General features: G+C 62.3%; 10 protein-coding genes. 6 read left to right on the forward strand and 4 right to left on the reverse strand.

Annotated features, from left to right (window positions below; all coding sequences use genetic code 11):
* Positions 1-253: 253 nt before the first annotated feature.
* The 3 genes from ACIGHL_RS20185 to ACIGHL_RS20195 all read left to right on the forward strand — a co-directional run bounded on the left by ACIGHL_RS20185 (position 254) and on the right by ACIGHL_RS20195 (position 5,147).
* Positions 254-1,780, forward strand: coding sequence for an ATPase domain-containing protein (locus ACIGHL_RS20185; RefSeq protein WP_446697713.1), 1,527 nt, complete (start codon positions 254-256; stop codon positions 1,778-1,780).
* Positions 1,764-3,485 carry a response regulator gene (locus ACIGHL_RS20190; protein WP_446697714.1) on the forward strand — a complete coding sequence of 574 codons (1,722 nt, stop codon included), beginning with the start codon at positions 1,764-1,766 and terminating at the stop codon, positions 3,483-3,485. The genes ACIGHL_RS20185 and ACIGHL_RS20190 overlap by 17 nt, the downstream gene beginning before the upstream one ends.
* A gap of 135 nt (positions 3,486-3,620) precedes the next feature.
* On the forward strand, positions 3,621-5,147 hold the full coding sequence (locus ACIGHL_RS20195) for a sialate O-acetylesterase (protein ID WP_446697715.1): 1,527 nt from the start codon (positions 3,621-3,623) through the stop codon (positions 5,145-5,147).
* 1 nt (position 5,148) lies between these two features.
* Here the strand turns inward: ACIGHL_RS20195 and ACIGHL_RS20200 are convergent, their stop codons facing one another.
* The gene (locus tag ACIGHL_RS20200) at positions 5,149-6,069 is read right to left on the reverse strand and encodes an AraC family transcriptional regulator (protein WP_128119534.1); all 921 of its coding nucleotides are present in this window, start codon (positions 6,067-6,069) and stop codon (positions 5,149-5,151) included.
* A gap of 209 nt (positions 6,070-6,278) precedes the next feature.
* Between ACIGHL_RS20200 and ACIGHL_RS20205 the strand changes: the two genes are divergently transcribed.
* Positions 6,279-8,588: a putative bifunctional diguanylate cyclase/phosphodiesterase gene (locus tag ACIGHL_RS20205; protein ID WP_128119535.1), complete on the forward strand. Its 2,310-nt coding sequence runs from the start codon at positions 6,279-6,281 to the stop codon at positions 8,586-8,588.
* 79 nt (positions 8,589-8,667) lie between these two features.
* On the opposite strand, the gene ACIGHL_RS20210 is transcribed toward ACIGHL_RS20205, so the two are convergent.
* From ACIGHL_RS20210 to ACIGHL_RS20220, 3 genes are all read right to left on the reverse strand, one after another.
* A complete protein-coding gene (locus tag ACIGHL_RS20210; protein WP_128119536.1) occupies positions 8,668-9,120 on the reverse strand; it encodes a PA2169 family four-helix-bundle protein in 453 nt (150 codons plus the stop codon).
* Positions 9,121-9,236: 116 nt separating this feature from the next.
* Positions 9,237-10,592: a heavy metal sensor histidine kinase gene (locus tag ACIGHL_RS20215; RefSeq protein WP_128119537.1), complete on the reverse strand. Its 1,356-nt coding sequence runs from the start codon at positions 10,590-10,592 to the stop codon at positions 9,237-9,239.
* Complete coding sequence (locus ACIGHL_RS20220; RefSeq protein WP_127838681.1) at positions 10,589-11,260, reverse strand: heavy metal response regulator transcription factor; 672 nt, start codon at positions 11,258-11,260, stop codon at positions 10,589-10,591. Before ACIGHL_RS20220 ends, ACIGHL_RS20215 begins: the two co-directional genes overlap by 4 nt.
* 146 nt (positions 11,261-11,406) lie before the next feature.
* Between ACIGHL_RS20220 and ACIGHL_RS20225 the strand changes: the two genes are divergently transcribed.
* Complete coding sequence (locus ACIGHL_RS20225; protein WP_446697716.1) at positions 11,407-11,901, forward strand: GlcG/HbpS family heme-binding protein; 495 nt, start codon at positions 11,407-11,409, stop codon at positions 11,899-11,901.
* A gap of 12 nt (positions 11,902-11,913) precedes the next feature.
* Positions 11,914-12,324, forward strand: coding sequence for a hydroxyisourate hydrolase (uraH, locus tag ACIGHL_RS20230; protein ID WP_128119538.1), 411 nt, complete (start codon positions 11,914-11,916; stop codon positions 12,322-12,324).
* The last annotated feature ends 12 nt before the right edge of the window (positions 12,325-12,336 follow it).

The following is a 12,336-nucleotide window of genomic DNA, read 5'->3' on the forward strand; positions in this document are numbered from 1 at the left end:
CTGACACGGAACGGGCTTGGGAAAAACGAGTCGGATTATCTGACTGCGCCCCTCGGCTATCGTCCGCCGAACACCTGCAATAAGCTCGCTCGGTATGCCTCTGACGATTGTTCGAGAGGGTTTTAGCCCGACCCGCCGAATAGGCACTTTACGGGCGTGTTCCGCATGGCCCTTGTTCTGAATGCATGGACTCGGCCGGCTGGAACAACAAACGCGGCTTCATTCATACAGAAGCCTGCGTAAGGAGTACGGAATGACCGATCCCATTGATCCTTCCTTCAACCCGGACGAAGACTTCCCTCGTATTTCCACAGGCAGCGAAGGACTGGACGACATCCTCGGCGGCGGCCTGGACCCGAACCGGATGTACCTCTACGAAGGCAGCCCGGGCGCCGGTAAAACCACCATCGCCATGCAATTTCTGCTGGAGGGCGTTCGTCAGGGCGAACAGGTCCTTTATGTGACCTTGTCGGAAACCAAGCAAGAACTGGAACTGGTCGCCAAGCGGCACGGGTGGTCGCTCGAAGGCATCGACGTGTTCGAGCTGGTAACCCCCGAGGCCAGCCTGGACCCCGAGCTAGAACTGACTGTCCTGCATCCGGCAGAGATGGAGCTGAGCGAAACCACTCAGCAAGTCTTCGACCGCGTGACACAAACCAACCCGACCCGGGTGATCTTCGACAGCCTCTCGGAAATGCGACTGCTGGCGCAAAGCCCGCTGCGCTATCGGCGTCAGGTTTTGGCGCTCAAGCACTTCTTCACCACCCGCCGCTGCACCGTGATCCTGCTGGACGACCAGACCTCGGAACTGGGCGACCTGCAGCTGCACTCGATCTCCCACGGCGTGGTCATGCTGGAGCAGCTGGCCATCGACTACGGCGCCGAGCGGCGGCGTTTGCGCGTGGTGAAGATGCGCGGCATCCAGTTTCGCGGCGGCTATCACGACTTCGTCATCCGCAAAGGCGGGCTGCAGATCTTCCCTCGTCTGATCGCGGCCGAGCATCACTCCCGCTACATTGGCGAGGCGGCCTCATCCGGCAATGCCGCACTGGATATCATGCTTGGCGGCGGTCTGGAGCGCGGCACCAACGCGCTGTTTGTCGGGGCAGCGGGCGTCGGCAAGTCGTCCCTGGCATTGAGTTTTGCGGTAGCCGCATGCAAGCGCGGCGAGCAGGTCTCCTTCTTCGTCTTCGACGAAAACATCGCCACGCTGCTGGCGCGCGGACGGTCGCTAGGGCTTGCCATGGAGCCCTGGATCGAACAGGGCCTGCTGCATCTGCAACAGGTTGATCCGGCTGAGTTGTCACCCGGTGAATTCACCGCAGCCGTGCGTCGCAGCGTTGAAGAGCAAGGCTCGAAGTTGGTAATCCTGGACAGCCTCAACGGCTACCTGCATGCGATGCCGGATGGCCGCTTTCTGATTCTGCAGATGCACGAGCTGCTGAGCTACCTGGGGCAGAAAGGCGTGATCAGCATCATGGTGCTGGCCCAGCATGGACTAGTGGGCCCAATGGATACGCCAATCGATATCAGCTACCTCAGCGATGCGGTTATCATGCTGCGCTACTTCGAGCACGCCGGCATCGTCCGCAGGGCCTTGTCCGTGGTCAAGAAGCGCAGCGGGCGGCACGAGAACACCGTTCGCGAATACCGGCTCAGCACTACCGGCGTCGAGGTCGGGCCACCGCTGAGTCACTTCAGCGGGATTCTATCGGGCACACCGGAATACACCGGTGATGCGACTGAGCTACTGACAGACGAGCATGACGACGCCCACTAAACCAGAGCATCCGCTGATCGTCGTCTACGCCCCCATCGGCCGGGATGGCCCGGCCACAGCCGAACTGCTGCGCCGCAGCGGCATGGATGCGGTGGTCTGTCATGGCGTCGATGAAGTGCTGCAACGCGCCGAAACCGATGCCGCGGCGGTGTTCATCGCCGAAGAAGGCCTTTTTGGCCATGATCTACAGGCCTTGTCCGACTGGGTCGATCAGCAACCGCCCTGGTCGGACTTTCCGTTTGTAGTCCTCACCAGCAAGCACCAACAGCCCGCCGTTGCCGCCTGGCGTCAGCGCATGGTGGCGGCGCTGCGCAACGTCTCGCTGCTGGAGCGGCCGGTGCAGAGCATCACCCTGACCAGCGCCGTTCAGGCCGCCGTACGGGGTCGCCTGCGTCAGTACGAAGTGCGCACACTGATCGACGCGCGCGAACGCGCCTCACAAGAGCTCGAAGCACTGGTGGTGGAGCGCACCAGCGAACTGGAACGCACCAACCTCGAATTGCGCACGCAGATGGCCGAGCGTGCGCACATCGAAGAAACCCTGCGGCAAACGCAGAAGATCGAAGCGATCGGCCAGCTCACCGGTGGCATCGCTCATGATTTCAACAATTTGCTGATGGTGATTTCTGGCGGGCTCGACATGCTTGATCGCCGCGCCGATCCGGAGCGCCGCAAGCGCCTCATGGACGGCATGCGACAAGCCGCCCAGCGCGGCTCGGCACTGACCCGCCAGCTGCTCGCGTTTTCCCGCCGTCAGTCATTGGCGCCGGAAGCCGTCGACCTGGCTCAGCGGATCAGCCAAATGCGCGAACTGCTCGACCGCAGTTTGCGCGGCGATGTGCACGTGAAAGAAGAATTTGCGTCGGACCTTTGGCCCGTCGAGGTGGATCCAGGCGAACTCGAGCTGGTCATCCTCAACCTCGCGGTCAATGCGCGCGATGCCATGCCTGAAGGTGGCTCGATTCTTCTGCAGGCCTGCAACGCACCCAACGAGCAGGTGCTGGGTCGCCGGGGCGATTTTGTTCGCCTGGCGGTCATCGATTCCGGCGTCGGCATCCCAGCTGACGTTCGCAATCGGGTCTTCGATCCCTTCTTCACGACCAAGGAAATCGGCAAGGGATCCGGGCTCGGCCTCGCTCAGGTATACGGCTTCGCGCGGCAATCCGGCGGCACGGTGTGGATCGATACCGAATGCGGCCAGGGCACCAGCGTGGTGATGTTGCTGCCGCGCTCGGTCAACTTGCCGAGCCCGGCGAAAGACCAACCGCTGGTGAACGAGCCCGCCCGGCGCTCGGCCGGCAACGTATTGCTGGTTGATGACGATGACGAAGTGGCCGCACTGGTGGGCGAGATGCTCGAACACCTCGGCTATGAGGTGACCTATGCCGCCAGCGCCGCGGCAGCGCTGGGTGCGCTCGCCAATGAGCGGGAAGTCGACGTCGTGTTCTCCGACGTGATGATGCCCGGCGGCATGAACGGGCTGGAACTGGCACGAGAAATCCGGGCGCGCCAGTTCAGTGTCCCGGTTCTGCTCACCAGTGGCTACGCCGAGGCGATCAAGCAAACGGCCGAAGCCGAAGGCGTACAGGTGCTGGCCAAACCCTACCGGCTGGAAGAGTTGGCAGCGGCTCTCAAGGGCGTGGTCGAAAACATCTTGGCCCCCCACAGCCTTGCCGCTCGCGATGTGCATCGCCTTGATGGCTAGGGCCCGTCGCGCACTCCATCAGAACTAAGCGCATCCCAGGCCGTCGAAACGCCTGCCCTACGCTTGCGGTACGCCGCATCCGGCCGCCTCCCTTGCATCGCGCTCGTTTGCGCCTCAATCACAAGGAACCGATCGATGCTCCCTGCTGACAACCAGTCCCGCCGAACCTTCCTGGCCCCTCGCACCCCGATTGCTTATGCCTTCAGCGGCCTGCTGTTATCAGGCGCCGCACTGTTCGCCCATGCCGATGAACAGGCTATCGCGGCGCGCGACGCGCAGAACAAGCGCTGGAGCCAGCAGATGATCGAGCAACCCAAGCATCAGCCGCCAGCGCTCGAGGCGAAGTACAACCACATCATCACCTTCGGTCAGTCGCTGGCCTCGGCAGCCGAGGGCTGGCCCGCGCTGTCGAAAAAGCCGGGCTACGACAACCTGATGCTGGGCGACGCGACGCGCTCGGCGACCTTCAGTGGTGATCGTTTCGTGCCGGTCGGTGGTGCCGCTTTCAAGCCGCTGCAGGCGGTGGTGCAGCTCAAACGTGACCCCAAGGTTCTGCTCGACCCGCAGGCCGTCGCGCAGTTGGAAGCACAGGCGCAGGAAGAAGGCGAGTCGGTCGAGGTGGGCGCATTGAACATGGCCCGGCGGCTTTATCTCGACAGCAAAGGCATCGAGGCCGACCCAGAGCATTTGCTCGTCGCCAGCAACGCCGCCACCTCCGGCCGTTCCATCGCACAGCTATCCAAGGTCGGCGGAACCCACGAATACAAGCGAGTACTCCAGGCTGTGGATCAGGCCCGGCAGGTCGCGCAAGCCGATGACGCCAGCTACACCCTCAGCGCGCTGTTCTGGTTGCAGGGCGAATACGACTATGCCGAAGTCCAGGGCGGCATCAACGACAAGGCCACCTACAAGAAGATGCTGCGTCAGTTACGCAACGACCTGAACGAGGACACCGCCAAGGCCATCGGCCAGAAGCGGATGCCGGCGTTCATCAGCTACCAGACCGACGCCAAGACGTCGGTCGTCGATGGCAGCCTGGACATCGGCCTTGCGCAGTGGGAACTGGCGAAGGAAGAACCCAACTGGTACCTCGCCGGCCCGGTCTATCCCTACGTCGACAAAGGCACGCATCTATCCGCCAATGGCTATCGCTGGTTCGGCCAGATGCTCGGCAAGGTGTTCCATCAGGTGGTGGTCGAGCAACGTGGTTGGCAACCGCTATCACCGCTGCGCGCGACCGTCGAAGGTCGTGAAATCCTGATGGACTTCCACGTGCCACATCCGCCGCTGGCGTTCAGCGAGCCCTATCTCGGGCACAAGGCGCAGATGATCGAGAACTATGGTTTCGTCATCACCGATGACAAGGGCAAGGTGCCAGTGGAAAACATCGAAGCCGCTGCCGATACCGTGTTGCGGCTGGTTGTCGGCCGCGATCTGGTGGGCATCCCGACCATCCGCTACGCCAGCCATGCAACAGGCGGCGCCGGTGAGCTGCATGACAGTGACCCGACCGTAGCGGACGCCACCTATGAATACCTGCCCGACGAAGGTATGCCGGAAGAGGCAAACATCGAGGCGCTGGTCGGCAAGCCCTACCCGCTCTACAACTGGTCCATTGCCTTCGAACTCAAGCCCAGCCAAGGGCATGACTCGCCGCGCTGAGTCAGGCCGTGCTGCGCAGGCGGGCCAGGTCCTTGACCGGGGAGGCGCCGAATAAGCGGCTGTATTCCCGGCTGAATTGCGAGGGACTTTCATAGCCCACCCGGTATCCCGCTGCCGACACTTCCAACCCTTCGGCCACCAGCAACCGGCGGGCTTCCTGCAGGCGAAGCTGCTTCTGGTACTGCAACGGACTCATGGCCGTCAGTGCCTTGAATCGATGATGCAGGCTGGAGCTGCTGAGATTGACCCGTCGTGCTAACTCATCGATGCGCAGCGGCTCGACGTAGTTGCGGTTGAGCCACTCGATCGCATCGTTGACCCGGTGCGACTGACTGCCTTGCAGCGCCACCGCCTGAAGGTGGTGTCCCTGCGGCCCGCAGAGCAGTCGGTAGAAAATCTCGCGCACTGCCAATGGCGCGAGGACCGGGATGTCCTTGGGGTTGTTTAGCAGGCGCACCAGCCGCAGGGTGGCGTCCAGCAGCGGCGCGTCGATACGGTCCAGATAGAGGCCACGCCCCGCGGTATCTTCCGGCGCTGGCGCCGGGTTGGCGTCGGCAACCAGCCCGGCAATCAGTGATGGGTCGATGTCCAGCCGAATGCAGATGTAAGGCTCCTCGCTGGACGCCCGGATCACGCAGCCGGCAACAGGCAGCGTCACCGATACCACCAGATAGTGCAGCGGGTCGTAGCGATACAGCTCGTCAGCCAGGCGCACTTCCTTGCCGCCCTGAACGATGACGCACAAGGCCGGCTTATGCAGGCCATAAGTCATCTCGCCAGGCGCTGCGCAGCGGATCAGATGCAGCGGCTCGATGGCGGTCGGATGCATACCGTCGCCGCTGACCGCGCCTTCGACCAGCCGCGCCAGCTCGGCGCGCTGTGCGCTGGTCTCGTCACTCGATGGGGAAATGAAGGAATTCATGAGCAGCGGGTTCCGGAAAACGGATGAAACAGCTTAGCAGTTCGCTTGATTTTGCCTGAGCGATGAGAACCTTTGTGTGCAGAACCGTTCGAGTGCCGGCGATTCGCGGCGGAGCATCCGCAGCCAGCCAATGTGCGCCTCCGAATGCTGTCATCGCCATGACATAACGTGATGATATTTTGCCATCACTACGCATTGAGTGCCCTGCCGTGATTCGACGGTTCCTGTCCTCCCCCACGTTTCCTCAAGCGCTGTTGCTATCGCTCTGTATAGCCACGCTGGCATTACTGTGGGGAACGTATTGGCACCACGGACAGACGTCGCGAAGGGCAGCGTTGCAAGCCAAGGCCGCCGAGCATCTCAGCCTGGTCCGTAGTGCCGTGGAGAACTTGCAACAACGCGTCGACCGGGTGCGGGTCATCGGTCACCTGATGTTGAGCGACGGCTTCAGCTCCGACGATCAAAACCTCGTTCGCATGCTTGCAGAGGATCCTACCCTCAAGCGCTTGAATCTCTACGATCTGAACGGGCGCCTGCTCGCCAGCACGTCTGACTCCCAGCCACTGCCAGAACAATGGCTCGCGGAACTCCGCGCCCATATTGCGCAACACGGTAACAAGCCCCTCCTGCCTCGACTTATGGCGTTGCAGCAGGCCGCAGCGCCTGCAAGCTGGCAGTTGCCTTTTCTGATACCGCTGACCGGCCCCGACTCGATTGAGTTGAAGCGCATCCTACTGGTGCAGCTGGACGTCAGCCCACTCGCCGTTCTACTCAATCACGCCGACCTGGGCGCTACCGGGCTGGTGCGATTGCTGGACAGTGCTGACGAGGGACGGCTCCACTTCACAAACGGTGGCATGACCGCCGCAGGCAAACGCCTCAGACCCGGTCTGCCTGCGGCGTCGGATGTCGGCATGACCATCCAATACAGCACTGATCAGGAATATCAGAGCCTTTACAGCCGCGCTCCTGATAGTGGCTTCAGTGTGGTCGTCAGCCAGCAGATCGACGACATTCTCGCGGCCCACCAGCGCAGTTTCAGCCGTCAGTTGTGGATGAATCTGGGCATGACGCTGCTCATCCTCGGCGGGGCAATCTGGGCGATGCGGCTGTTGCAGAGGCGTCACGAGGCATTCTGCGCCCTGGAGCAGGCCCATCGGATCGACCAAGAGCGGATCAGTCGTCTGGAGGACGAACATCGGCGCAGCACCCATGCAGCCGCTACCGACCACCTGAGCGGCCTGCACAATCGCCGGCAATTCCTGGATATCTGCGCTGAAACCTTGGCTCGCCAGCGCAATCTGCGACGTTTGATGGCGATACTCTTCATCGACATGGATCGCTTCAAATCGATCAACGATTCGCTGGGGCACAAGGTCGGGGATCTGCTACTGCAGGCCGTGGCGGGCCGGATCAGCCGCACGCTGGAGCCCGGTGATCAGGCGGCGCGCTTCGGTGGTGATGAATTCGTCGTGCTGCTCGCCGGCGACCGAAGTGAAGAGCAGATCGACACCTGGGTCCGCGATCTGGTGAACAAGCTCACCGCCGTCTATGCCCTCGATGAACATGAGGTCAACACCAGCCCGAGCATCGGTGTCAGCATCTGTCCCCGTGATGGTCAGGAGGTCGACGGTTTGATCCGCTGCGCTGACGCCGCGATGTACTCGGCCAAGCAGTCCGGCCGCGGCCAGTACCGGTTCTTCGACCCCTCCCTGAACCTTACGGATATCAATGAATTCTCTCTGGAGCAGTCGCTGGTTGCCGCGTTGAGCGAGCGGCAATTCGTCCTGCACTATCAACCGCAAATCCAGCTGGATTCGATGCAGGTCTGCGGATATGAGGCGCTGGTGCGCTGGGAACACCCGCAATTCGGCCTGCTCTACCCGGATCGCTTCATTTCGCTGGCCGAGCGCAGCGGGTTCATCGTCGCGCTCGGCTGGGAAGTGATACGTCTCGCGCTCGAGGAGCTCAAGCACTGGCGGGCACAAGGTCGTTCCTCGCGTTTAGCCGTCAACGTCTCGGCCATCCAGCTTCGACAAGCCGATTTCAGCGAGCGCTTGCTGGGCGAGCTGGCGCAGCGCGGCATCGAAGCCTGGCAGTTCGAGCTTGAGATTACCGAAACGGTCGTACTCGATGATGAAGGCATGGCCATCGAGCATCTCGAACGGCTGCGTGTGGCTGGGCTGAACATCAGCCTAGATGACTTCGGCAGAGGCTATGCGGGCTTCGCCCACCTGCACTCGATGCCGCTCAATACACTGAAGATAGACCGGGCGTTGATCGCCCCGCTGTCGAACAGCTATGACGACAACCCCATCGTCTCGTCCACCATCACGCTGGCGAAGCGCCTGGGTCTGACGGTGGTGGCCGAGGGCGTGGAAACGCGGGATCAGCTCGTCTATCTGAAGCTGGCGGGCTGCGACATCGCGCAGGGCTATCATTTCAGCCGCCCCATGTCAGCCGAACAGCTCTATCAATACGCTCCGTTCACCAGAACGGCGGAACCCGTATGTGGATGACGCAGCAGCCCGCATCACGGGTCCAGCATTGACAAAAAAACGCCGGCACTGAGGCCGGCGTTTTCGCAACATGGATCGATCAGCTACGGGCGCGCTCGGCGTCGCGCAGTGCCTTGACCTCATCGTGGTTGCGCTGCACGCCCTGCATCTGACGCTCGACCACTGAACGCACATCCATTGGCAGGTCCTTCTCGAGCGCTTTGCGGTAGCTCTTGAGGGCGACGTCTTCGCCACGCTCGCACTCGTTGAGGATGGACTCGTCATCCTTGCCGGTGACCTTGGTCTTCAGGTCGACCCAGCGACGGTGCATATCACCGGCAGTGCTGGTGGAGGTTTCCGGATCGCCGCCCATGGTGCGGACCAATTGCTGCAGCTCAGCGGCTGCCGTGGCGCAATCCTGGGCACGTTGATTCATGGTGGTCTTCAGCTGCGGATTCTTCAGGTCTTCAGCGCATTCGCGGAAGCCTTTTTCGCCGTCTTTACTGGTTTCGATGAGATCGTTGAGTACGGAAATGGTGTCTTTGTTATCCATTGAGAAAGTCTCCTACGGGCTTGGATGAACGGCCGGAAAGAACACGGCCAACCTGTTAAGTCGACTGTGCCGTTTCGATAAAGGTTCAGCCCGTCTGCCCGGTGGGACCGCAACGTTCAGCGAGGAAAGGACAGGCTGAAGCAGGTAACCGACGCGTCACTGGTCACCCGCACTTCACCGCCATGCAGCTGCATGATCGAGCGCACAATTGCCAGCCCCAACCCGCCAGAGTCGCCCGGTTGGGCACGTGACGGATCGCAGCGATAGAAGCGGTCGAACAGCCGCGGCAGGTGTTCGGCTGCAATCGGCTCGCCGCTGTTTTCGACAGTGATCACCACGTTGTCAGCCGTATGTTCGCAGCTCACGCGGACCTCCGTTCCCGTCGCGCCATAGCGCAGCGCATTGGCGATGAGGTTGGCCAGCGCCCTGCGCAGCAGATCCGGATCGGCGTGCAGGCTGCCGCTCGCCTCGTTCACTACCCGCATCTGGTGCTCTTCGGCGACGCCTTCGAAATAATCACCGAGCTGTTCCACCGTTTCGGCCAGGTCGATGTCCTGCCGGTGAATCGCAGCATCGACCTGCTCGGTGCGGGCTAAAAACAACATGTTGTTGATCATCCTGGCCAGACGCTCGTATTCCTCCTGATTGGAAGCCAGCAGGCTCTGGTAATCCTCCAGCGAACGCACCCGCCGCAAGGTTTGCTGGGTCTGGCCCATCAGGTTGCTGAGCGGGGTGCGCATCTCGTGCGCCAGGTCCTCGGAAAACCGCGACAGCTGGGCAAAACCGGCCTCCAGCCGCGCCAGCATCTGGTTCAGTGCCTCGCTCAAGGCCCGCAACTCGCTCAGCTCGGCACTGTCCTCGATGCGCAGATGCAGGTGCTGGACGTCGATCGCCAGCGCCCGGCGGGTCAGCTGACGAACCGGCCGCAGTCCTCGTTCACTCACCAGCCAGCCCAGCAGAAACGCCAGTAGCGCACCGGTTGCCAGGGCCAGCCAGAGTTTCAGGCGGTACGCGGCAAGCATCTGCTCACGCTCGCCCAGCAATTTGCCGGCGATCAACGTCAGGTCGCCGCTTGGTCGTTCGATATCTATCCAGGCCAGCCGCGCCTGATCACCCAGATCCCGCAGCCGTGGGTGATCCGACGGCGGCAATTGCGGGATCGCCAACTGAACGGGATTGATCTCGATCAGCGGCGCCCCACTCTCCCCCAGCACCCACAGCAGACTGTCGCGATTGCCGAGCATGTTGGCGTAGAGCTGAGGTCGCTCGCGCAGCACCTCGATGCTGTCACTGTCATCGAGCAAGGCCGCCATGCGCTCCAGCCGCCCGAGCAGCGCCTGGTCGTCGCGCCAGGCGATCTCGCGCTCCAGCGATTGATAGAGGTAGAAGCCAATCGCACCCAGCAACGCCGTGCTGACCAGCGCAAACATTAGTGCCAGACGCAGGCTCAGCGAGCGCGGCAGCAGTTTCATTCCGGCACTTCCAACAGGTAGCCCATGCCGCGCACGGTGTGGATCAGCTTGGGCTGGTAAGGGTCGTCCACCTTCGCCCGCAGCCGGCGGATCGCGACGTCGACGACATTGGTATCGCTGTCGAAATTCATCTGCCAGACCTGCGAGGCGATCTGCGCCCGCGACAGCACTTCGCCTTCGCGGCTCAGCAGCAGATGCAACAGGGCGAACTCCTTGTTGGTCAGCGTCAACCGCTCACCCTGACGCGTCACCCGACGGCGCAGCAGGTCCAGCTCCAGATCGGCGACCTTGAACTGCTCGACTTCGCGCGGCGGCCCGCGGCGCAGCAAGGTGCGCACCCGCGCCAGCAGCTCAGCGTAGGAAAACGGCTTGACCAGATAATCGTCGGCGCCCAGCTCAAGGCCCTTGACCCGGTCCTCCACGGCATCGCGCGCGGTGAGGAACAACACCGGCGTCTGCGCCTTGCGTCGCACGATCTGCAGCAGCTGCCAGCCGTCGATGCCCGGCAACATGACGTCGAGGATGATCAGGTCGAACTCGCTTTCCTGAATCAGGTGCTGACCGTCCAGGCCGTTGAGCGCGACCTCCACCAGATAGCCCGACTCGCTCAACCCCTTGCGCAGGTAATCGGCCGTCTTGAACTCGTCTTCTACCACCAGTATGCGCATCTGCTTCCTCCGGGCGAGGCGCATAGGCTAGGCGCCCACGAGCGTTTATCCCATTACAAATACGTAATGCGCAGGCAATGGGTTTGACGGGGCCGACCGCACAGGATGGCGCCACCTGCTCCACGGAGCCCATTGAGGAGAAACCGATGCGCATTGTCCCCCTTTCGTTGGTCGGCCTGGCCCTTGCCGGTGCCCAGGCCATGGCCGCAACGCCGCAGCCTGTTACCCAGCAGAATGTCTCGCTGCAACTGGCCAACGCCCTGCTCGACTCGACCATGGCGGCCTGCCATGCCGAGGGCCGTACCGCCGCGGTGGCAGTGGTCGATCGTGGCGGCAACCTGATCGCGCTGCAGCGTGACGACAATGTCGGCCCGCACAACACCATCGCCGCCCAGCGCAAGGCCTACACCGCGTTGTCCAGCAAGACACCGACCCGCCTGTTCGGCGAGCGCGCCCGCAACAACCCGGACGCCGCCAACCTCAACACTTTCGATGAACTGTTACTGCTCGGCGGCGGCGTTCCGCTGCGGGTCGGCGATGAAGTCATCGGCGCCATTGGCGTAGCCGGTGCCGGCGGCGCCGAGACCGACGAGGCCTGCGCCACTCAGGCAATCGCAAAACTGCTTCCTTCCACCCGTTAACCGGAGCTCAACATGACTAACCTGAAAACCCTTTGCGCCAGCCTCGCTCTTGCCAGCCTTTCCAGCCTCGCCATGGCTGCCGACAACCCGCTCAGCGTGCATGTGCTCAACCTCAACGACGGCCTGCCCTCGCCTGATGTGAAAGTCACGCTGGAAAAGCAGAACGGTAATCAGTGGACTGCCCTGAACGATGGCGTGACCAACCAGCAAGGCCGCATCACCGCGCTCTATCCGCAGGACAAGGCACTGGAAAAAGGCACCTACCGCGTCACCTTCAAGACCGGTGACTGGTTCGAGGCGCACGATACGGCGAGTTTCTTTCCGGAAGTCCCGGTGATCTTCGAGATGGACGGCACCGTGCCGCACTACCACATCCCGCTGCTGCTCAGCCCATACGGCTTCTCGACCTATCGGGGCAACTGAGCCATCAGAAAG

The organism is Pseudomonas sp. NPDC077451, assembly GCF_044543345.1.
Taxonomy (GTDB): Bacteria; Pseudomonadota; Gammaproteobacteria; order Pseudomonadales; family Pseudomonadaceae; genus Stutzerimonas.

Excerpts from the sequence above, each read along its gene's own strand:
- ACIGHL_RS20200 (WP_128119534.1), bottom strand. The coding sequence starts at position 6,069 with ATGAATTCCTTCATTTCCCCATCGAGTGACGAGACCAGCGCACAGCGC.
- ACIGHL_RS20185 (WP_446697713.1), top strand. The coding sequence starts at position 254 with ATGACCGATCCCATTGATCCTTCCTTCAACCCGGACGAAGACTTCCCT.
- ACIGHL_RS20210 (WP_128119536.1), bottom strand. The coding sequence starts at position 9,120 with ATGGATAACAAAGACACCATTTCCGTACTCAACGATCTCATCGAAACC.
- ACIGHL_RS20195 (WP_446697715.1), top strand. The coding sequence starts at position 3,621 with ATGCTCCCTGCTGACAACCAGTCCCGCCGAACCTTCCTGGCCCCTCGC.
- ACIGHL_RS20225 (WP_446697716.1), top strand. The coding sequence starts at position 11,407 with ATGCGCATTGTCCCCCTTTCGTTGGTCGGCCTGGCCCTTGCCGGTGCC.
- ACIGHL_RS20215 (WP_128119537.1), bottom strand. The coding sequence starts at position 10,592 with ATGAAACTGCTGCCGCGCTCGCTGAGCCTGCGTCTGGCACTAATGTTT.
- ACIGHL_RS20190 (WP_446697714.1), top strand. The coding sequence starts at position 1,764 with ATGACGACGCCCACTAAACCAGAGCATCCGCTGATCGTCGTCTACGCC.
- ACIGHL_RS20220 (WP_127838681.1), bottom strand. The coding sequence starts at position 11,260 with ATGCGCATACTGGTGGTAGAAGACGAGTTCAAGACGGCCGATTACCTG.
- uraH (WP_128119538.1), top strand. The coding sequence starts at position 11,914 with ATGACTAACCTGAAAACCCTTTGCGCCAGCCTCGCTCTTGCCAGCCTT.